This window comes from Bacillus sp. FSL R5-0447 (assembly GCF_038606125.1).
GTDB classification, from domain to species: Bacteria; Bacillota; Bacilli; order Bacillales; family Bacillaceae; genus Bacillus; species Bacillus velezensis.
In genome coordinates this window covers 2,945,160-2,966,233 of record NZ_CP152012.1, presented here as the reverse complement: position 1 = coordinate 2,966,233, position 21,074 = coordinate 2,945,160, and the positions used below count along the sequence as shown (strand labels likewise).

18 protein-coding genes, 2 tRNA genes, 1 pseudogene and 1 other annotated feature are annotated in these 21,074 nt (G+C 43.5%); of the genes and pseudogenes, 20 read left to right on the top strand and 1 reads right to left on the bottom strand.

Annotated features, from left to right (window positions below; genetic code table 11):
• Position 1 precedes the first annotated feature (1 nt).
• From gerE to NYE68_RS14745, 15 genes and pseudogenes are all read left to right on the top strand, one after another.
• Complete coding sequence (gene gerE / locus NYE68_RS14815) at positions 2-226, top strand: spore germination transcription factor GerE (protein ID WP_003152579.1); 225 nt, start codon at positions 2-4, stop codon at positions 224-226.
• A gap of 186 nt (positions 227-412) precedes the next feature.
• Positions 413-853: a MarR family transcriptional regulator gene (locus tag NYE68_RS14810; RefSeq protein ID WP_003152580.1), complete on the top strand. Its 441-nt coding sequence runs from the start codon at positions 413-415 to the stop codon at positions 851-853.
• Positions 854-860: 7 nt separating this feature from the next.
• Positions 861-1,679 (top strand): glutamate racemase, encoded by an 819-nt coding sequence (gene racE / locus NYE68_RS14805; protein ID WP_012118125.1) that lies wholly within the window; start codon positions 861-863, stop codon positions 1,677-1,679.
• Positions 1,680-1,784: 105 nt separating this feature from the next.
• Entirely contained in the window at positions 1,785-2,870 is a 1,086-nt protein-coding gene (locus tag NYE68_RS14800; RefSeq protein WP_007408133.1) for a GerMN domain-containing protein, read from the top strand.
• 109 nt (positions 2,871-2,979) lie between these two features.
• A complete protein-coding gene (gene rph / locus NYE68_RS14795) occupies positions 2,980-3,717 on the top strand; it encodes a ribonuclease PH (RefSeq protein WP_007612934.1) in 738 nt (245 codons plus the stop codon).
• Between the two features lie 11 nt (positions 3,718-3,728).
• The gene (locus tag NYE68_RS14790) at positions 3,729-4,325 is read left to right on the top strand and encodes an XTP/dITP diphosphatase (RefSeq protein WP_324636955.1); all 597 of its coding nucleotides are present in this window, start codon (positions 3,729-3,731) and stop codon (positions 4,323-4,325) included.
• Positions 4,326-4,340: 15 nt separating this feature from the next.
• Positions 4,341-4,850, top strand: coding sequence for a metallophosphoesterase (locus tag NYE68_RS14785; RefSeq protein ID WP_060562696.1), 510 nt, complete (start codon positions 4,341-4,343; stop codon positions 4,848-4,850).
• Between the two features lie 113 nt (positions 4,851-4,963).
• Positions 4,964-5,037 (top strand) — tRNA-Arg (locus NYE68_RS14780).
• Between the two features lie 124 nt (positions 5,038-5,161).
• Positions 5,162-5,235, top strand: a tRNA-Arg gene (locus NYE68_RS14775).
• 189 nt (positions 5,236-5,424) lie between these two features.
• Positions 5,425-5,673 (top strand): hypothetical protein, encoded by a 249-nt coding sequence (locus NYE68_RS14770; RefSeq protein WP_181826280.1) that lies wholly within the window; start codon positions 5,425-5,427, stop codon positions 5,671-5,673.
• A gap of 210 nt (positions 5,674-5,883) precedes the next feature.
• The gene (gene hsdR, locus NYE68_RS14765) at positions 5,884-9,090 is read left to right on the top strand and encodes a type I restriction-modification system endonuclease (protein WP_324636526.1); all 3,207 of its coding nucleotides are present in this window, start codon (positions 5,884-5,886) and stop codon (positions 9,088-9,090) included.
• A gap of 132 nt (positions 9,091-9,222) precedes the next feature.
• A complete protein-coding gene (locus NYE68_RS14760; RefSeq protein WP_324636527.1) occupies positions 9,223-10,653 on the top strand; it encodes an N-6 DNA methylase in 1,431 nt (476 codons plus the stop codon).
• Entirely contained in the window at positions 10,650-12,029 is a 1,380-nt protein-coding gene (locus NYE68_RS14755) for a restriction endonuclease subunit S (protein ID WP_324636528.1), read from the top strand. Before NYE68_RS14760 ends, NYE68_RS14755 begins: the two co-directional genes overlap by 4 nt.
• 274 nt (positions 12,030-12,303) lie before the next feature.
• Positions 12,304-12,870, top strand: a pseudogene (locus tag NYE68_RS14750) (recombinase family protein).
• 883 nt (positions 12,871-13,753) lie between these two features.
• Positions 13,754-13,939, top strand: a complete 186-nt coding sequence (locus NYE68_RS14745; protein ID WP_007408136.1) for a hypothetical protein — start codon at positions 13,754-13,756, stop codon at positions 13,937-13,939.
• Positions 13,940-13,978: 39 nt separating this feature from the next.
• Here the strand turns inward: NYE68_RS14745 and NYE68_RS14740 are convergent, their stop codons facing one another.
• Positions 13,979-14,329, bottom strand: coding sequence for a hypothetical protein (locus NYE68_RS14740; RefSeq protein WP_015417942.1), 351 nt, complete (start codon positions 14,327-14,329; stop codon positions 13,979-13,981).
• Positions 14,330-14,751: 422 nt separating this feature from the next.
• Positions 14,752-15,003, top strand: a binding site (T-box leader).
• Between the two features lie 119 nt (positions 15,004-15,122).
• On the opposite strand from NYE68_RS14740, the gene ilvB reads away from it, so the two are divergent.
• Genes ilvB through leuB form a run of 5 tightly spaced genes read left to right on the top strand, consistent with a single transcriptional unit; the run spans position 15,123 to position 21,074 of the window.
• Positions 15,123-16,847, top strand: a complete 1,725-nt coding sequence (ilvB, locus tag NYE68_RS14735; RefSeq protein WP_032866714.1) for an acetolactate synthase large subunit — start codon at positions 15,123-15,125, stop codon at positions 16,845-16,847.
• The gene (gene ilvN, locus NYE68_RS14730) at positions 16,844-17,362 is read left to right on the top strand and encodes an acetolactate synthase small subunit (RefSeq protein ID WP_039254335.1); all 519 of its coding nucleotides are present in this window, start codon (positions 16,844-16,846) and stop codon (positions 17,360-17,362) included. Before ilvB ends, ilvN begins: the two co-directional genes overlap by 4 nt.
• A 22-nt stretch (positions 17,363-17,384) precedes the next feature.
• The gene (ilvC, locus tag NYE68_RS14725; RefSeq protein ID WP_003152600.1) at positions 17,385-18,413 is read left to right on the top strand and encodes a ketol-acid reductoisomerase; all 1,029 of its coding nucleotides are present in this window, start codon (positions 17,385-17,387) and stop codon (positions 18,411-18,413) included.
• A complete protein-coding gene (locus tag NYE68_RS14720) occupies positions 18,400-19,956 on the top strand; it encodes a 2-isopropylmalate synthase (protein ID WP_324636529.1) in 1,557 nt (518 codons plus the stop codon). Before ilvC ends, NYE68_RS14720 begins: the two co-directional genes overlap by 14 nt.
• Before the next feature lie 20 nt (positions 19,957-19,976).
• Positions 19,977-21,074: a 3-isopropylmalate dehydrogenase gene (gene leuB / locus NYE68_RS14715; RefSeq protein ID WP_229041231.1), complete on the top strand. Its 1,098-nt coding sequence runs from the start codon at positions 19,977-19,979 to the stop codon at positions 21,072-21,074.

Genomic DNA, 21,074 nt, shown 5'->3' with positions numbered 1-21,074 from the left:
CTTGAAGGAGAAAGATTTTCAATCAAAGCCGCTGCTGACCAAAAGAGAAAGAGAAGTATTCGAATTGCTCGTTCAAGACAAGACAACAAAGGAAATTGCAAGCGAGCTATTTATCAGTGAAAAAACTGTACGGAATCACATTTCAAATGCCATGCAGAAGTTAGGTGTGAAAGGGCGTTCGCAAGCTGTTGTCGAGCTTCTTAGAATGGGTGAGCTAGAGCTCTGATTCTTGCCGGTTTTCCTTCTTTTCGAGAAGGAGCCGGTTATTTGCGTTGGCGCCCGGGCTGATGGGCATGCGGTGAAAATCCCGGTTTTTCCTTTTTCTCTGTCAGTCTTGCATTTTCTTAAAAAAAGAAGGAAAATAGACACGGAGCGCATAGCCCAGAAAGATCCTTGAGTGAGGGATGGACAAATGACATCAAAATCTGTAGAGCATGTTGCGGATATCGAAAAATCACTCCGCCATATCGCTGCGATCATTAAACAAAAAGGAAGAGAAATCCTTAACCAATATGCAATTACACCGCCGCAATTCGTGGGGCTTCAATGGCTTTATGAATTGGGGGATATGACAATAGGCGAATTATCAGGCAAAATGTATTTGGCTTGCAGCACGACGACGGATCTGATAGACCGCATGGAAAAAAATAAGCTTGTCGAGCGGGTCAAAGACCCGGCTGACAGACGGGTCGTCAGAATTCATCTTCTCGCTGAAGGAGAGCGCATTATTCAAGAAGTGATTTTGAAAAGACAGGCTTATTTGCGGGATATGTTTGCGACATTTTCCGAAGAAGAAACAGCCGCTTTCGAAAAATCATTATTGAAACTGCAGCATGAAATGAAAAGAAAATGAGGCGATTTTGTTGGAACAGCCGATAGGAGTCATTGATTCCGGGGTTGGCGGGTTAACCGTTGCTAAGGAAATCATGAGACAGCTACCGAAGGAAAATATCATCTATGTGGGAGATACAAAACGCTGCCCGTACGGCCCGCGTCCTGAAGAAGAAGTTCTTCAATACACGTGGGAAATGACCGATTACCTGCTGGAAAACCACCATATCAAAATGCTCGTGATCGCCTGCAATACGGCCACAGCCATTGCCTTGGAGGATATTCAGCGCAAAACGGATATTCCGGTTGTCGGCGTCATTCAGCCGGGTGCGAGAACGGCGATAAAGGTCACGAAAAACCAGCATATCGGCGTCATCGGTACGGTCAATACCATTAAAAGCAGAGCATATGAGCAGGCGCTGCTCGGGTTAAACGCAGAACTTCAAGTTGAGAACACGGCTTGTCCGCTGCTCGTGCCGTTTGTGGAAAGCGGACGGTTTCTTCAGGAATCAGCGGAGGAAGCGGTTGAAGCATCGCTTGAGCCTTTAAAAGGTACATCAATTGACACCTTGATTTTAGGATGTACGCATTATCCGATTTTAAAGGATCCGATTCAGAACTATATGGGAGAGCATGTGAAAATCATTTCCTCCGGAGACGAGACGGCGAGAGAAGTGAGCACCATCTTGTCTTATAAAGGTTTGTTAAACCAATCGAAACATGCACCGGAGCATCAATTTCTTACAACGGGAGAGCGGAACGGCTTCGCAAAAATTGCCGAAGACTGGTTCGGCCACGAAATCGGCCATGTCGAGTGCATCTCCCTTCAAGAGCCGGTCAGAAAATAAATCAAAAAACCCGCTGTTTACGGCGGGTTTTTTTGCGCTTCCCGGTCTATTTCCCGGACAGGGCTCGTATACATCATAGTACAAACAGCCTTAGGAGGGAAAAGTATGCTGAAAAAAGGACCTGCAGTCATTGCTGCAACATGTCTTACTTCGGCTTTTGTGTTATCTGGATGCGGTTTGTTTCAATCCGATAAAACAGCCGGGGAAATTGACCCGCCTCAAGACATTTCATATGTAAAGGATGAAGCGGGAATTCAGGCAAAACCAAAGCAGTCAGAGAAAAACGGCACTTCTAAAGCCGACCAGCCGGCCAATACAGTCATGAGAGAGCTGTATCTGATTGATAAAAACGGCTATGTCGCAGCACAGACACTGCCTCTTCCGAACAGTGAGGGAACCGCAAAGCAGGCCCTTGAGTACTTGGTTCAGGGAGGGCCTGTGTCAGAAATTCTGCCGAACGGCTTCAGAGCGGTGCTCCCTGCGGATACGACGGTAAATGTCGATATTAAAAAAGACGGCACTGCCGTCGCTGATTTTTCGAAGGAATTTAAAAACTATAAAAAAGAAGACGAACAAAAAATCCTGCAATCGATTACATGGACGCTTACCCAATTCAGCTCAATAGATAAAGTCAAAATCAGAATCAACGGGCACGAGCTGAAAGAAATGCCTGTGGGCGGTACGCCGATTACGGGCGATTTAAGCAGAAAAGACGGGATTAATATTGAAACGGCCGGAGTGAATGATCTGACAGACACCCATCCGCTGACTGTCTATTATCTGGCGGAAACAGAGACAAGCGAATACTACGTGCCTGTCACAAAGCGGATTGACAATTCGGAAACAAATGACATCACCGCCGCCGTTGAACAGCTCGCCGACGGACCGGGCAAAGCAAGCGGGCTTTTGACGGACTTTAATAACGATGTTAAGCTTCTCGGCAAGCCGAAAGTGAAAGACGGCCAGGTTACACTGGACTTTAACAGCTCCATTTACGGAAGCGCCGACGAAAAAACAAAAATGGTATCATCGGGCGTACTGGACAGCATCGTTCTCACATTAACCGAACAGCCGTCAATCAAAAGTGTTTCTATAAAAGTAAACGGAAAATCAGAACTGGTGAATGAGAAAGGAGAATCCCTTTCAAAACCTGTTTCGAGGCCGTCACAAGTGAATACGGGTAGTTTTTAATTTGCGATTTTTGATATACTAGTAAAAAAGAGGTTAGCGTTCCGGCTGCCTCTTTCTTTATTCACAATCCGGAACAAAAGGTTTATGTACATATAATCGGAGGTAAAATATGAGACACGACGGAAGACAGCACGATGAGCTGCGCCCTATCACATTTGATTTGGATTTTATCACTCACCCGGAAGGCTCTGTTTTAATTACAGCGGGAAATACGAAGGTCATCTGTAATGCATCTGTGGAAGACCGGGTGCCGCCATTTTTACGCGGCGGAGGAAAAGGCTGGATCACAGCGGAATACAGCATGCTTCCCCGCGCGACGAATCAAAGAACGATAAGAGAATCTTCAAAAGGAAAGGTCTCCGGCAGAACGATGGAAATTCAGCGGCTGATCGGGCGCGCGCTCCGGGCCGTCGTTGATTTGGAGAAGCTCGGCGAACGGACGATCTGGATCGACTGTGACGTCATTCAAGCTGACGGCGGAACAAGAACGGCTTCCATTACCGGCGCCTTCTTGGCAATGGCCATTGCGATCGGCAAACTCGTAAAAAGCGGCGTTATCAAAACCTCTCCTGTGACAGATTATCTCGCGGCCATTTCTGTCGGGATGGATAAAGAAGAAGGCCTTCTTTTGGATCTGAATTATGAAGAGGATTCGGCGGCTGAAGTCGACATGAATATCATCATGACGGGAAGCGGACGTTTTGTAGAGCTTCAAGGGACGGGCGAAGAAGCCACATTCTCCCGTGAAGATTTAAACGGACTGTTAAGCCTTGCCGAAAAAGGAATCCAGACGCTTATTCAAAAGCAAAAAGAAGTGCTGGGAGAAACATTGCCTGAACTGAAATAAGAAAGAGAGGCCTGATCACCGTGAAAGAAGCCATTATTGCGACACACAATCAGGGAAAAGTGAAAGAATTCAAGGAAATACTCGAACCGAAAGGCTACAGCGTCTCTTCTTTGGCGGAAATCGGATTTACGGAAGAAATTGAGGAAACCGGACATACCTTTGAAGAAAACGCCATCTTAAAAGCGGAAGCCGTGGCAAAAGTCGTAAACAAAATGGTCATTGCAGACGACTCCGGTTTATCGGTGGACAACCTTGGAGGCAGACCGGGCGTTTATTCAGCCCGTTATGCCGGAGAAGCAAAAGATGATAAGGCGAATATGGACAAGGTGCTGTCAGAATTAAAAGGCATCGAAAAAGAGCAGCGTACGGCCCGTTTCCGCTGCGCCCTTGCCGTCAGCATGCCGGGGCAGGAAACAAAAACGGTCGAAGGTCATGTTGAAGGGTATATTGCGGAAGGACCCGAGGGGGATAACGGGTTCGGCTATGATCCCATTTTTATTGTAAAAGATAAAGATAAAACCATGGCCCAGCTGACAAGCGCTCAGAAAAACAAAATCAGCCACAGGGCTGAGGCGCTCAAGAAACTGTCAAAGCTGCTTGATTCATAAGGGGGAGCGTATGCAATGAAAGTGCTGATAATAAGTGACAGTCACGGCCTTGAAGACGAGCTGGAGACGATTGCAAAGCGGCACGAAGACGAAGCGGATCTGATGATTCATTGCGGTGATTCAGAGCTTGACGCCGCACATCCGGCGCTCACGCCGTATCACACGGTGAAAGGCAATTGCGACTTTGGCGGCGGGTTTCAGGATGAACTCCTTCTGGACGCAGGTTCAAAGAAAATTCTGGCCGTTCACGGGCATCTTCACGGCATTAAACAGTCACTTTTAACTGTTTTTTACCGGGCGGAAGAGCTTGGGGCGGATGTCGTCTGCTTCGGCCATTCACATATTGCCGGGAGTGAAGTGCTTCGGGGCAAGCTTTTGATTAACCCGGGCAGCATCCGCCTTCCGAGAGTCCGCAATGTGAAAAGCTATGCCATTCTTACTCTTACAGAAAGAGAAGGCGCCGTGACATTTTACGACGAAACGGGTCGGGAATTGAAGGACTTTGGGAATACAATCAGTTTTTAACAAGTGATGGGGGAGATTTCGTTCTTCCCCATCAAAAGTTTTTAAAAAAATATTGACTTATGATTTGAACCTGTATATAATAAATCTTGTCGCTGATACATAAAGCAAAAGCTGTCCCAGTAGCTCAGCTGGATAGAGCAACGGCCTTCTAAGCCGTCGGTCGGGAGTTCGAATCTCTCCTGGGACGTACAAAAAAAGAGCTGGTGACATCAGAGTGAAAACTGATGCCGCTGGCCTTTTTTATCGGATGACTATATTGTCAATTCGCTGATATCATGGTAAAATGATCAGCAGAACAATTTGTTTTTCATGTCCCAGTAGCTCAGCCGGATAGAGCAACGGCCTTCTAAGCCGTCGGTCGGGAGTTCGAATCTCTCCTGGGACGCTAAGAAATCGGGTGTAAAGCCCGTCAAATCAACCTCTTATATCGTTTAGTGAAACGGTCGTATAACGGTCACGTAAGAAATTACACCTGTTATTGGCTTATATCACTTTCGGTATAGGAGGCTTTTTGTTGTGACCAAAAGAAAATGAAAATGAAGCTGACTATGTGCTAAAACGCAAGGTAAATATCATGAAAAAGGCTGAGAAACGTCACAAGCAAAGGCTTCAGGAATACAAGGAACAGAATATTGGATTTGCCACTGAGGAAGAGGAAATATTTATTAGACTTTTCTACACGCAGCAAGAACTTGAAGATATCTTTGCTGGCTATGACTTGGGAGTTAAGAGGTTACACTTGCAGAATCTATATATGGAGCGGATGCGGCAATTATTCGATTTATATAACCTAAAAGGCACAAACTTTGTAAGAGTCTCTTAATTGAGGCTCTTCTTTTTATCGATCAAATCTGATGTCGCAGCTCCGATATTTAAACAATAACTAATAAAACCCGTCTTTTATTCACTTGGTTAAAGAATGAACCTAAACTAAGGAGCAGAGTAGAAAAAAGAGCGATACATATTATTCCTAATTTTTGCATGATTATAGTATAATAGACACAAACAACCTTTTAGGAAAACGGTGATAACAATGAGTGGCAACTTTTCATTTTTTCAAGGGAAATGGGATGTACTTGCTAACTTGGGAGAGACAGCTGAGAGAAATGTATATCATGACCCCCATACAACAGTAATGAAACTGCGATTGTTCGCTGAAACACTAACTAAATTTATTCTTGCCGCTGAAAATATTAAAGAGGCATATGGTACAACGCAAGTGGATCGCATTAACACTTTGCGTCGGGAAAGGTTACTTGAGCCTGAATTAATTGATATATTAGAGGCTCTTCGTCGCAAAGGGAATGTAGCGATGCATGAAGCGGATTATGGAAAAGTAGAAGAAGCAAAGGCTTTGTTGCAATTAACGTTCCGCTTGTCCATTTGGTTCATGGAGGTATATGGTGATTGGGATTTTCAAGCACCAGAGTATACAGAACTTCAAGAACAAACAGAACAGAGTACAGAAACACTTCAGCGAGAATATGAGGAGAAAGTCAAAAAGCTTGAAGAAGAATTAGAGGCAATTCGTCGACAGGCGGAAGTGGAACAAGAAGAGGTAAAAATCGAGCGTAAAAAAATATCCAAAAACTTTATGCGTCGTCAACAATTAACTGAAGCCGAAACGCGTACGATTATTGATGGAAAACTACGTGCTGTTGGATGGGAAGTAGACACAACTGTACTAAATCATCAAAAGAACGGAACGCTGCCAGAGAAAAATCGAAACATGGCAATTGCTGAATGGAAGGTCAATGGCGGCAGGATTGACTATGCGTTGTTTATTGGCTTAAAGCTTGTTGGCTTTATTGAAGCTAAGGCAAAAAAGAAAACGATTCCTGGCGCATTAGAAAGTCAAACAAAAGTGTATGCAAAAAATGCGGCACAAGTCGAAGATGAAGTCATCACACCTACAACAGGTGAATATAAGGTGCCGTTCTTATACGCAACGAACGGCCGACCATACTTGAAACAACTTCAAGAAGAGTCGGGCATCTGGTTTTGGGATTCACGTAAACCGTTAGAACATGCTCGCCCATTAGAAGGCTGGCATTCACCTGATGACTTGCAGCTTCTTCTTAGTCAAGATGATAAGGATGCAAATAAACGCTTAGAAGAAGAGGATATTACGAAGTTTGGTTTGCGTCATTATCAGCAAAGAGCGGTACTTTCCGCTGAAGAGGGATTAAAAGAAGGGCAACGAAGAATGCTTATTGCAATGGCAACTGGAACTGGGAAAACTCGTACAGCTATCGCCCTCATGTATCGCTTAATTAAGTCCAAAAAATGTCGTCGTATTCTTTTCCTTGTAGACCGTAATTCGTTAGGAAAACAGACAGAGGATGCACTTAAGGATACAAAAATTGAAGGCTACTCATTTGCTGATATATACGATGTGAAGTCTTTAGAAGACATGTCTCCAGAAGTTGAAACGAAGGTGCAAATTGCGACGGTGCAGGGAATGGTTAGAAGACTTTTCTATAGCGATAACGAAAAGCTTCCAAGTGTCGGGCAGTATGATTTCATCATTGTAGATGAAGCACATCGTGGCTATACAAGTGACAAAGAAATGTCAGAGGAAGAATTGAAATTCCGTGACCAAAATGATTATATTAGCCAATATCGACGTGTAATTGATTATTTTGATGCGGCATGTTTAGGACTTACTGCAACACCAGCTCTTCATACAACAGAGATTTTTGGTATGCCTATTTTTAAGTATTCTTATAGTGAAGCGGTTCTGGATGGCTACTTAGTTGACCATGAACCACCATATCTGTTTAAGACAGAACTTTCACAAGTCGGCATTACTCTTGAAAAAGACGAAGAAGTTGAAGTGTATGATGTTGATAAAGGCGAGATTCAACTAGAAAAAATGGAAGATACCATTCATTTTGAGGTTGAGCAGTTTAATAAACGGGTAATTACTGAACCTTTTAATCGGGCGGTTCTAAACAAACTGGTTGAATACATTGATCCGACAGGAAAAGAGAAAACTCTTATCTTTGCAGCCACTGACCAACACGCAGATTTGGTTGTTCGATTATTAAAGGAAGCCTTTAAAGAACGTGGCGATGAAATTGAAGATGATGCTATTATGAAAATTACTGGCTATATCTATAAGCCATTAGATGCCATTAAAAGGTTTAAGAACGAGCGGCTGCCAAATGTCGTTGTAACGGTTGATTTACTCACCACAGGCATTGACGTTCCTCCAATAACAAATCTAGTATTCTTACGGCGTATACAGTCTCGTATTCTTTATGACCAAATGCTTGGACGTGCAACCCGTCTTTGTCCCGACATTGGAAAAACACACTTTAACATTTACGATGCAGTGGGCATCTACGATAAATTGCAAAACTATACGGAGATGAAACCTGTTGTAAAGAAACAAAATTACAGTATCGGTGAACTATATGAATCACTTGCCAATGCTACTGCAGAAGATGAAGCTTCGTTTTATCGTGACCAATTGGCAGTGAAAATTCAGCGTCGCAAGCAAAGGCTGAATGAAGAAGGAAAACAAAAGTTTGAAGAATTGTCGAATGGAATAAATGTGGATGAGTGGGCGAAAGAAATTCAAACGTATACGCCACAAGAAGCAAAACAGCACAACATGTTATTTGAATATATGGAAGCCTATCGGGTAAAAGGCGAGAAACGATATATCTCCAACAAAGAGGATGAAGTAACAGATGTGGTTCGGGGATATGGTGAAGGAAACAAGAGACCAGAAGATTATTTAGAAGGTTTCGTTCGTTTTATCCAAGAAAATATTAATGAAATTCCCGCTCTTCATCTTATTTGCACACGACCGAAAGATTTAACAAGGCAGGATTTACGAGAACTTATTACCATTCTAGAAACGAAAGGCTTTAAGCAATCGCATTTGCAGACAGCTTGGAAGCAGACAAAAAATGAAGACATTGCAGCAGACATTATTAGCTTTATTCGCCAAGCTGCATTAGGTGAAGCGCTAGTTGCCCATGAAGCACGTATTAAACAGGCGATGCAAAAAGTGTATTCACTGCATGATTGGACTCCAAGACAGAAGAAATGGTTAGAGAGAATAGAAAAGCAATTACTTAAAGTGCCTGTATTAGCACCGACTGCAGAAGAGGCATTCTCGGAAGAACCATTTAAAACTCCGGGCGGCTATAAATTGCTGAAGCGGGAGTTCGGTGACTATATTGATACGGTTGTTACCACTATAAATGAGAACCTTTATATTAGTTAACAATGTGCCTCTTCATAGGGGCACTTTTTCAGTTATAATAGATAAGTTACTTTATCTTTTATTTTCACTTTAATGAGGTTTGAATGAGAATCCAACATTAAAATATACTCGGAGTTAGCAGGAGGCTGAAAAATGAACAACCAAGAAATCGTTCAAAAACTATGGAATTTATGTAATGTGTTACGTGATGATGGGATTACCTATCAGCAATATGTAACAGAGTTGACCTACTTATTATTCCTCAAAATGATGAAAGAGCAGGAAACAGAAGGTGTGATTCCAGAAGGCTATCGTTGGAATGATTTGTTAGATAAGGAAGGTTTGGAATTAAAGACATTTTATCAGCGATTGCTACTTGAATTAGGAAGCAGTGAAAATGAGCGGCTGCGTCTAATATACAGTGATGCTTCTACAAGTATTGCTGAGCCGAAAAACTTAGAGAAGATTATCAAATCAATTGATGCTCTTGATTGGTACAATGCGAAAGAAGAAGGACTGGGCAATCTTTATGAGGGATTGTTAGAGAAGAATGCCAGTGAAAAGAAATCAGGAGCGGGGCAATACTTCACACCTCGTGTATTAATTGATGTCATGGTTCAATTAATTGACCCGAAAATTGGTGAGCGGTGTGCTGACCCTGCAGCTGGAACATTCGGTTTCATGATTGCTGCAGACCAATATTTAAAGAATCAAACAGATGATTACTTTGATTTAGAACCACAAGAAGCTGAGTTCCAAAAGAAAGAAGCCTTTGTAGGTATGGAACTTGTTAAAGATACCCATCGTCTGGCACTCATGAATGCATTGCTTCATAATATCGAAGGTCGTTTGGAACAAGGAGACACGTTATCGGGCAACGGGAAATGGATGAAGAACTTTGATGTTATTTTAACAAATCCGCCGTTCGGTACAAAAAAAGGCGGGGAACGGGTATCCCGTGACGATTTAACGTTTGAAACATCGAATAAACAGTTGAATTTCTTGCAGTTGATTTATAACGCTTTAAAAGATAATGGAAATGCAAGAGCAGCGGTTGTCTTACCTGATAATGTCTTGTTCGAAAGCGGTATTGGTTCGCAAATTCGTCGTGATTTAATGAACAAATGTAACTTACACACGATTTTACGCTTACCAACAGGGATATTCTATGCTCAAGGTGTAAAAACAAATGTATTGTTCTTTACAAGAGGCACAACAGACCAAGATAATACGAAGGATGTATGGGTATATGATCTTCGGACAAATATGACTTCATTTGGCAAACGTAATCAGCTAACAATGGCTCATTTTGAAAACTTCATGAAGGCATATGTAGCTGAAGACCGTTCTAAGATAGAAGATGAGCGTTGGAATGTGTTTACACGAGAAGATATCGCAAAAAAAGATGATAGTTTAGATATTGGATTAATTGCTGACGAGTCTTTATCATCTTATGTAAACCTACCAGGCCCGATTGAATCAGCAGAAGAAGCAATTGCTAAGCTTCAACAAGCAATGGATTTATTAAATGAAGTAGTTGAAGAATTGCGTGCTGTTGAAGAAGATGGGGGGGTCAAACAGTGAGTAAGAAAAAGAAGAACATCGAGGAATTGTTAGAAGAAGCAGTAGTACCAGATGAAGAACAACCGTATGAAGTGCCAGAAAATTGGGTGTGGACTAAACTTGAATGCGTATTTGAACAAGTGAAAGAACAAATTCAACCCACAGGGAACGAAAAGTATATTGGTTTAGAACACATGAATAAAGGGGGAGGTATATTAGAAGTTGGTAATACGGAAGGCGTAAAAAGTAAAAAAGTAGTTTTCAAAAAGAATGATGTATTATATGGAAAGTTACGACCATATCTTAATAAGCATGCTCATGTAGAATTTGACGGGGTAGCATCAACCGACATACTTGTGTATCGTAATAAAAATATAAGTACTAATAAATTATTAAACATGTACTTAGGATTACCTCAAGTATTACAGTATGCTAATGAAAACAGTAATGGTATAAATCTGCCAAGGGTTTCTCCAAAGGCTATGGATAACATGCATTTCCCTTTACCTCCTCTATCTGAACAAAAACGGATTGCTGAGAAAGTGGAGCGGCTTTTAAGTAAAATTGAAGAAGCAAAGCAGTTGATTGAAGAAGCGAAGGAAACGTTTGAACTTCGTCGAGCGGCTATTTTGGATAAGGCGTTTAGGGGAGAGTTGACGAGGAAGTGGAGAGAAGAAAATCAGTGTGATAAGTTAGAGCCTATAGAACAATCTGGTAATTTAGGTCCTTTTAAACTACCTCATGGTTGGGAATGGAAGAAACTTGGTGAAATAGGAGAATTACAAAGAGGAAAATCTAAACATAGACCTAGAAATGACCCTAAGTTATTTGGAGGGGAATATCCGTTTATTCAAACTGGTGATGTAGCTAGATCGAGTGACTATGTAGAGGATTTCTCTCAAACATTAAGTGAGTTTGGTTATAACCAGAGTAAATTATTTCCTATAGGTACTGTATGTATTACAATTGCAGCTAATATCGCAGATACAGCTATTTTGAACTTCCCTTGTTGCTTTCCAGATAGTGTTGTCGGTTTTGTTCCGTTTGAAGAGATTGTGTCTTCAGAATTTGTCCATTACTATATAAGCACGATTAAAAATGATTTAGAACATTACGCTCCTGCAACCGCACAAAAAAACATAAATTTAAAAATTCTAAATGAAGTTTTAGTTCCAGTTCCATCGCTAAGAGAACATGAAGTTATAATGGATAAAATAAAGAATTTACTAGATAAAGAATATGAAGCAAGTCAATATCTATTCCTTGAAAACAGTATAGAACTCTTAAAACAATCCATCCTCTCAAAAGCCTTCCGAGGTGAACTTGGAACAAATGACCCAAGTGAAGAAAATGCGATTGAATTGTTAAAAGAAGTGCTACGAGAACAAGTAAAATAGTTACAAAAGAAGGCATCCAAATTAATTGGGTGTCTTTTATGGTTGTATACATGCCAAGTTGTGGTATTGGTTTGATACAGAACCACTCTCATTCACAAACTGACAATCGGTAAATTTCCGACACGACCCACATTATCAATATGATTTAGCATGATAAAGTAATAAGAATTGCAGTGAAACCCTATTCAAGTTCGATAATGGTATCGATAGCAGAGGTGGAGACTTATAAGTGATATCAAAGAAAAGATACCGCTGCCTCAAGGTGGAATCAATTATGGACAACAAAGAATTTGGATACGTTAGAGTAAGCAGCAAAGACCAAAATGAAGCACGACAACTGAATAGTGTGTATGCTCCTGGAATTGATGAGCGTGATATTCATATCGATAAGCAAAGCGTGTAAGACTTCAATGCGAAAAGGAGATACGTTATACATACATTAGATAGGCTAGGTCGTAACAAAGAGATGATTTTAAACGAGTGGAAAGATATCACACAGAACATCGAAGCACATATTGTTGTAATTGATAAGCCATTGTTGGATACACGGAAATACAATGAATCCATCGGTTCTTTCGTGGCTGACTTGGTGTTACAGGTATTATCATGGGTTGCTGAAGAAGAGAGAACGAAGATTAAGACTCGTCAAGCTGAAGGGATAGCTCCAGCTAAGGCACAGGGCAAACACCTTGGAAGACCTAAAACAACTATTACAACTGAGTTTGAGCAGGCTTATAAACAATGGAAAGCAGGAGAAATTACAGCGGTTGAAGCAATGAAGAGATCAAGTATGACAAAGGCTACATTCTATCGCAGGGTTAAAGAATATGAAACAAGCTAAAGGATTCCTATAACTTCTCTCTTTCTTTAATATAAAGAATATGTGGGGATGTTTCCACATTTTCACTGGGGGCATGAAAGGGATAAACCTATAGTCGGCTCATCCACACACCATGAAAAAAATAACTTGTCGAAACGAATCTAATTCTAGTCCATCTCAAATTACATTATTTTAAATGATCAATCCCTATCCCATTCTTTGTTGCAGTCTGGACATTTCCATTTAATAATCCTATCAGCTTCTATACTGCTTATACCAATTTTTCGTGTAAAATGGGCAGAACCATATACTTTCTGCGATTCTTTCGGAATAGGTTCTCCTTGCAAATCAGCATTGCAATATGGACAGCATTTTTTGTTATCTCTCATGAAACCACTCTTTTAAATAAATACCTTTACCTTTTAATATAGCAGATTTAAGTAAAACTGTATTACCTTTTCAATAGGGTTGTTTTTTACTATATGAATGCTTGAATTATAAAGCGTAAGCAAATATAATAGAAATTAAGTCAATCGGTCAAAGTTCGGAAAGTGACCGTTATACATGAACGTGAACGAATAGCGATATATAAAGGATGAAGGCCGGATAGAGCAACGGCCTTCTAAGCCGTCGGTCGGGAGTTCGAATCTTTCCTGGGACGTATAAAAAACCTCAAGCCCTGACAATGGGTTTGAGGTTTTTTTGTATTTTATTTTACGAAACAAAAGTTCCGTATTTGATGAAAATTGTAAAGTAATTTTAATATAAATGAAACTTAATGTAATATTTACCGTAATAAATATATGTATAAAGATACTTAAGGCGCCCTTGAGTGATAAATTATCTAATTTCTATCATACATTTTGTCAATGAATGATAGAAAGACAGCAGGAGGAATTAGCTTTTGAAGTACGCATTTGCATATAAAAATCACAATATAGAAACGATCTTTTGCGGAAAAGACGAGCTGTTTGAGGAACTGAAGCAATTTTTAATCACTCAATGCGGTTTAATCATTGTTGAGGTTTCAAGGGCTGATTACTATACGGAGCAGGAAATGAATCAGTGGAATGACCGTTATACTTTGTGAATATGAAAAGAAACCGGCCGTGTGAGACCGGTTTTTGTATCATCTGAATCCGCTCGGAGCGCTGAAGCCCCCGGCATGGCCGCTGAAACCGCCCCCGAGCGCGCCGGGATGCGCCCCGGCGCCGAGGCTTCCGCCGACGTCACTGAAGGATTGGCCGTAGTACCCGGTTGTATAAGGGTACGGAACGAATTGCTGCCCGGCGAATGACAGCGTGCTTTGCGGGGTCTGCTGTCCGTATCCGGATGACGGGAATCCCTGCTGAAAAGAAGGGCCGCCTTGATATGGTGCTGTATGCATCGGGGCCGGAGGATAATAAGACTGCGGCGGTAAGACCGGTAAAGGCGGAAATCCAGGAGGCAGGCCCTGCATGCCTGATAACATCTTATTCATGACATCACTCATTTCTTACGAGATAAGAACAGTGTATGCGTATGTCTGTATAAAGAGCCTGTTCAATCGAACGGAATATCTGACAAGCATGCCGGAAGGACAGAGAAAAATCGTGTAATAAAATGTGACATATTCGTATATGAACGGAAAAATTTCATGTAATCTTGAGAGATTAATAAAAAAATGATAAAAACTTTTAATATTTACAGATCCCTTTGTACCAGTAATGAAAGCGTATACAAAATAGATTGATTAATCTAAATTGTCTAATAATTATAAAAATGCTGTTGACACTGCCTGCAAACGGGCGTAATATGAGTTCAAACAAAAATAAATAAATGATTCACGCTAAAAAGAAAAATCATAAAACACTGAAAAAACAAACAAATGAAGGTTCTTTTTCAATAAAAGAGCTGCCATAATAAAAAGCGCAGAAGAGGATAAGTAGCTTTGCTGAAGTTTTTCACAGAGAGCCGGTAACGCTGAGAGCCGGTAAAACAAATCAAAGTGAACTCCCCTCAGAGTGCCGGTCTGAAATGTAAAGAGTAGGACTCGGCCGAGTGAACACAATGTTTACTCGTTATCAAAACGGATAATCATTATCCATGAGACGGTCTGCATATGACCGTAAACAAGGGTGGTACCGCGGAAAGCAAAGCCTTTTCGCCCCTTTTGGCTATCGCATGAAATGCTTGGCTGAATGTGGGTGGGAAGGCTTTTTTATTTGCGTCAGCCGGCGCTGCGTTTTATGAATTGGATTTTAGAAGGGAACATTGAAAAGGAGGAACTGAAAATGGGCACAAATGTACAGGCGGATTCTTTGTCTGCCGAATGTACAAAAACAATGAACGGGGCTCTGATGCTGATTGAATCATTAAAGAAAGAAAATGTCGAGATGATCTTCGGCTATCCGGGGGGAGCTGTCCTTCCGATTTACGATAAGCTGTATCAGTCGGGATTGGTTCACATCCTGCCCCGCCATGAGCAAGGCGCGATTCATGCGGCTGAAGGGTATGCGAGAGTCTCCGGAAAGCCGGGGGTTGTGATTGCTACATCCGGACCCGGAGCGACAAATTTAGTTACCGGTCTTGCGGATGCGATGATTGATTCATTGCCGCTCGTAGTGTTTACCGGTCAGGTGGCCACTTCGGTCATCGGCAGCGACGCTTTTCAGGAAGCCGACATTTTAGGAATTACGATGCCGATTACGAAACACAGCTACCAAGTCCGCCGTCCGGAAGATCTCCCCCGTGTGATTAAAGAGGCGTTCCATATCGCCACGACGGGAAGACCGGGCCCGGTATTAATTGATATACCGAAGGATGTCGCAGCATTTGAAGGAGAGTTCAGATATGATCACGAGATCAGCCTTCCGGGTTATCAGCCTGTAAAAGAGCCTAACTATCTGCAGATCCGAAAGCTCGTGGAAGCTGTCAGCAGTGCGAAAAAGCCGGTTATTTTAGCCGGAGCGGGTGTTTTGCACGGTAAAGCTTCAGAAGATTTAAAAAATTATGCCGAACAGCAGCAAATTCCGGTAGCGCACACGCTCCTCGGTCTGGGCGGTTTCCCGGCAGACCATCCTCTTTTTCTGGGAATGGCGGGGATGCACGGCACATACACAGCGAATATGGCGCTTTACCACTGTGACTTGTTGATCAGCATCGGAGCGCGGTTCGATGATCGCGTGACCGGAAATCTGAAGCATTTTGCAAAATCGGCCAAAGTGGCGCATATCGATATTGATCCTGCTGAAATCGGAAAAATTATCGAAACGCAGATTCCGGTGGTCGGCGACAGTAAAATCGTCCTTCAGGAATTATTGAAGCAAAACGGAAAACAGGGACAGACAGAGGAATGGAAACAGCAGCTTTCAGAATGGAAAGAAGAATATCCGCTTTGGTATACAGACAACAGAGAAGAGGGCTTGAAACCCCAAAAGCTGATTGAGTATATTCACCAATTCACAAACGGTGAGGCGATTGTGGCGACGGATGTCGGCCAGCACCAGATGTGGGCGGCTCAGTTTTATCCTTTCCGAAAGGCTGATAAGTGGGTGACCTCGGGGGGACTCGGCACAATGGGCTTCGGCCTTCCGGCGGCTATCGGAGCGCAGCTGGCCGATCGTAACGCCACGGTCGTTGCCATCCTCGGAGACGGCGGTTTTCAGATGACCCTTCAGGAATTAGATGTCATCCGGCAGCTGAATCTTCCTGTCAAAGTGGTTATCTTGAACAACGAATGTCTGGGCATGGTCAGACAGTGGCAGGAAATCTTCTATGAAGAGCGCTATTCTGAATCCAAATTCTCGGCGCAGCCTGACTTTGTCAAATTGTCAGAAGCCTACGGCATTAAAGGCGTCCGGATTTCATCGGAGGAAGAGGCGGAAGAAGAGCTTAAAAAGGCGCTTTCATCAAAAGAACCGGCCGTTATTGACGTCCGGGTCGCCAAAAGCGAGAAAGTATTCCCGATGATTGCGCCGGGTAAAGGACTTCATGAAATGGTGGGGGTGAAACCTTGAAACGCATAATCACATTAACGGTGGTCAACCGCTCGGGAGTATTAAACCGGATCACCGGCCTGTTTACAAAAAGACACTATAATATCGAAAGCATCACTGTAGGCCACACGGAAACAAGCGGTGTTTCAAGGATTACATTTGTCGTCCATGTGGAAGGCGAAAATGACGTAGAGCAGCTGACAAAGCAGCTTAACAAACAAATTGACGTCCTGAAAGTGACGGATATTACAAACCAATCGATTGTACAGCGTGAGCTGGCATTAATCAAAGTTGTTTCCGCACCGTCGGTCAGAACGGAAATCAATGGAATCATTGAGCCGTTCAGAGCTTCCGTCGTTGATGTCTCAAGAGACAGCATCGTCGTTCAGGTTACCGGCGAATCTAATAAAATCGAAGCGCTCATAGAGCTGCTCAAACCTTACGGCATTAAAGAAATCGCGAGAACAGGCACAACGGCTTTTGCGAGGGGAACCCAGCAGAAGGCGTCATCCAATAAAACAATTTCAATTGTATAACACAAAAAAGGGAGAGATTAAAATGGTAAAAGTATATTATAACGGTGATATCAAAGAGAACGTATTGGCAGGTAAAAAAGTAGCGATTATCGGTTACGGTTCACAAGGTCACGCACATGCGCTGAACTTAAAAGAAAGCGGAATTGATGTCATTGTCGGCGTCAGACAAGGAAAATCATTTACACAGGCCCAAGAAGACGGTCATAAAGTCTTTTCGGTAAGAGAAGCGGCTGCCCAGGCAGATATCATTATGGTTCTTCTTCCGGATGAACAGCAGCAAAAAGTATATGAAGCTGAAATCAAAGATGAATTGACGGCGGGCAAGTCATTAGTATTCGCACACGGATTTAACGTCCATTTCCATCAGATCGTGCCTCCTGCTGATGTGGATGTATTCCTTGTCGCCCCTAAAGGGCCGGGACACCTTGTCAGAAGAACATATGAACAAGGCGCGGGCGTACCGGCATTGTTTGCCATCTACCAGGATGTATCAGGCGAAGCGAAAGATACGGCTCTTGCTTATGCAAAAGGAATCGGCGGAGCGCGTGCGGGCGTTCTTGAAACAACATTTAAGGAAGAAACGGAAACGGATTTGTTCGGTGAGCAGGCTGTTCTATGCGGAGGTTTAACGGCGCTTGTCAAAGCGGGTTTTGAAACGCTGACAGAAGCCGGCTACCAGCCTGAACTCGCATACTTCGAGTGTCTGCACGAACTGAAGCTGATCGTAGACTTGATGTATGAAGAAGGATTGGCGGGCATGAGATACTCTATCTCCGATACGGCTCAATGGGGAGATTTTGTCTCAGGGCCGCGCGTAGTCGATGCGAAGGTAAAAGAATCGATGAAACAAGTATTAACAGATATTCAAAACGGTACATTCGCGAAAGAATGGATCGTGGAAAACCAAGTGAACCGTCCTCGCTTCAATGCGATCAATGCAAGTGAAAACGAGCATCAGATTGAAAAGGTCGGCAGACAGCTTCGTGAAATGATGCCGTTTGTCAAACAAGGCAAAAAGAAGGAAGCGGTGGTCTCCGTTGCGCAAAATTAATGTTTTCGACACGACCCTTCGTGACGGTGAACAATCCCCCGGGGTCAACCTCAATTCCCGGGAGAAACTGGCGATAGCCAAGCAGCTTGAAAGACTCGGGGTGGATATTATTGAAGCGGGATTTCCCGCTTCATCCCGAGGTGATTTTTTAGCCGTGCAGGAAATCGCAAGAACGATTAAAAATTGTTCGGTAACAGGGCTTGCCCGATCTGTCAAAGGTGACATCGACGCAGCCTGGGAAGCGCTGAAAGACGGGGCCAGCCCGCGGATTCACATCTTTATCGCCACCTCTGACATTCATCTGAAGCATAAGCTGAAAATGACGCGGGAAGAGGTTAAGGAAAAAGCGGTTGAAATGGTGAAGTATGCAAAAGAACGCTTTCCGATCGTTCAATGGTCAGCAGAAGACGCATGCCGCACCGAACTTCCGTTTCTGGCTGAAATCGTTGAAGAAGTGATTGATGCCGGCGCGAGCGTCATCAACCTGCCGGACACTGTAGGTTACCTGACGCCGGCTGAATACGGAAACATCTTTAAATATATGAAGGAACACGTTCCGAATATCAACCGGGTAAAGCTTTCAGCCCATTGCCACGATGATCTCGGAATGGCGGTTGCCAACTCGCTTTCGGCAATTGAGAACGGCGCTGATCAAATTGAATGCGCCATTAACGGCATAGGAGAAAGAGCCGGGAACGCCGCGCTAGAGGAAATCGCTGTTGCGCTTCATGTCAGAAATGACGCGCATCAAGCCGATACATCCCTCAATCTTCATGAATTGAAGCGGACGAGTGATCTTGTCAGCAAACTGACGGGCATGGCCGTTCCCCGCAATAAAGCAATCGTCGGAGATAACGCTTTCGCACATGAGTCCGGCATTCACCAAGACGGTTTCCTGAAAGAAAAATCAACATATGAAATCATTTCACCGGAACTTGTCGGCGTGACTGCTGATGCGCTCGTACTCGGAAAGCATTCCGGACGCCATGCGTTCAAAGACCGCCTGAATGCGCTTGGATTCCAGTTTGATAGTGAGGAAATCAATAAATTTTTTACGATGTTTAAAGAACTGACCGAAAAGAAAAAAGAAATCACCGATGATGACTTGATTTCTCTTATTTTAGAAGAAAAAGTGACAGACAAAAAAATCGGCTATGAATTTTTGTCTCTGCAAGTGCATTACGGGACGTCTCAGGTGCCGACTGCAACAGTCTCTTTAAAAAATCAGGAAAACGAACAGCTGATTCAAGAGGCGGCAACGGGGGCGGGCAGCGTAGAAGCCGTTTATAATACGCTCGGGCGCTGCATCGATAAAAATATTGAACTGACAGACTACCGCATCCAATCCAACCGGAAAGGCGAAGACGCGCTGGCTCAAGTTTTTGTCAGAGTGACCGTGAACGGAAAAGAAACATCAGGGCGGGGAATCGCGCAGGATGTTCTGGAAGCTTCTGCAAAAGCATATTTGAACGCCGTGAACCGGCAATTGGTGCTGGATTGCAATATAGACGGATTAAAGAGACAGACTGCGGTCGGCTCGTAATAGAAAGGAGAACGTTTGATTTGAAAAAACGTATTGCTTTGCTGCCCGGTGACGGAATCGGACCGGAAGTGGCGGAATCAGCGGCAGATGTATTGAAAAGCGTCGCCGAACAATTCGGACATGAATTTGAATTTGAAAACGGGCTGATCGGGGGAGCGGCTATTGACGCCCACCAAAACCCCCTTCCTGAGGAGACGGTGGCTCTTTGTGAAAGATCCGACGCCATCCTGCTCGGGGCAGTCGGCGGGCCGAAATGGGACCAAAATCCTCCGGAGCTCAGACCGGAAAAAGGCCTGCTCGGCATTAGAAAAAAACTCGGCCTGTTTGCCAATCTGCGTCCCGTGACCGTATTTGAAAGCTTGTCTGAGGCGTCTCCGCTGAAAAAAGAATATATCAGCGGCGTCGACTTTGTAATCGTCAGGGAACTGACGGGCGGCCTCTACTTTGGAGAACCGAGCAGACAGTATGTCAATGAAGCGGGAGAAAAGGAAGCGGTCGATACCCTTTTTTATAAGAAAGAAGAAATCGCACGCGTTGTCAGAGAAGCCTTTAAGATGGCTGCCGGCAGAAAAGGAAAAGTGACGTCCGTTGATAAGGCGAATGTGCTTTCTTCAAGCAGGCTGTGGCGGGAAACCGCAAATGAAATCGCAAAAGAATTTCCTGATGTGACGCTTGAACATATGCTTGTCGATAATGCCGCGATGCAGCTCATCTACGCTCCGAGCCAGTTTGACGTCATCGTAACTGAGAATATGTTCGGCGATATTTTAAGCGATGAAGCCTCCATGCTGACAGGCTCGCTCGGCATGCTGCCGTCAGCTAGTTTATCAAGTTCAGGTCTTCACTTGTTTGAACCCGTGCATGGATCTGCGCCTGACATCGCCGGTAAAGGGATGGCAAATCCGTTTGCGGCGATTTTATCAGCGGCGATGCTTTTGAGAACATCTTTCGGGCTTGAAAACGAAGCGCAGGCGGTGGAAAAAGCGGTCGCAAAGGTGCTTGCAGATGGCAGCCGTACACGTGATATCGCCCGGGACGGCCAATATGCCGGAACGCATGACATTACTGAAAAAGTAAAAGCCGCATTAGCCGGCTCGAATACAAAATCTATAGTGTGA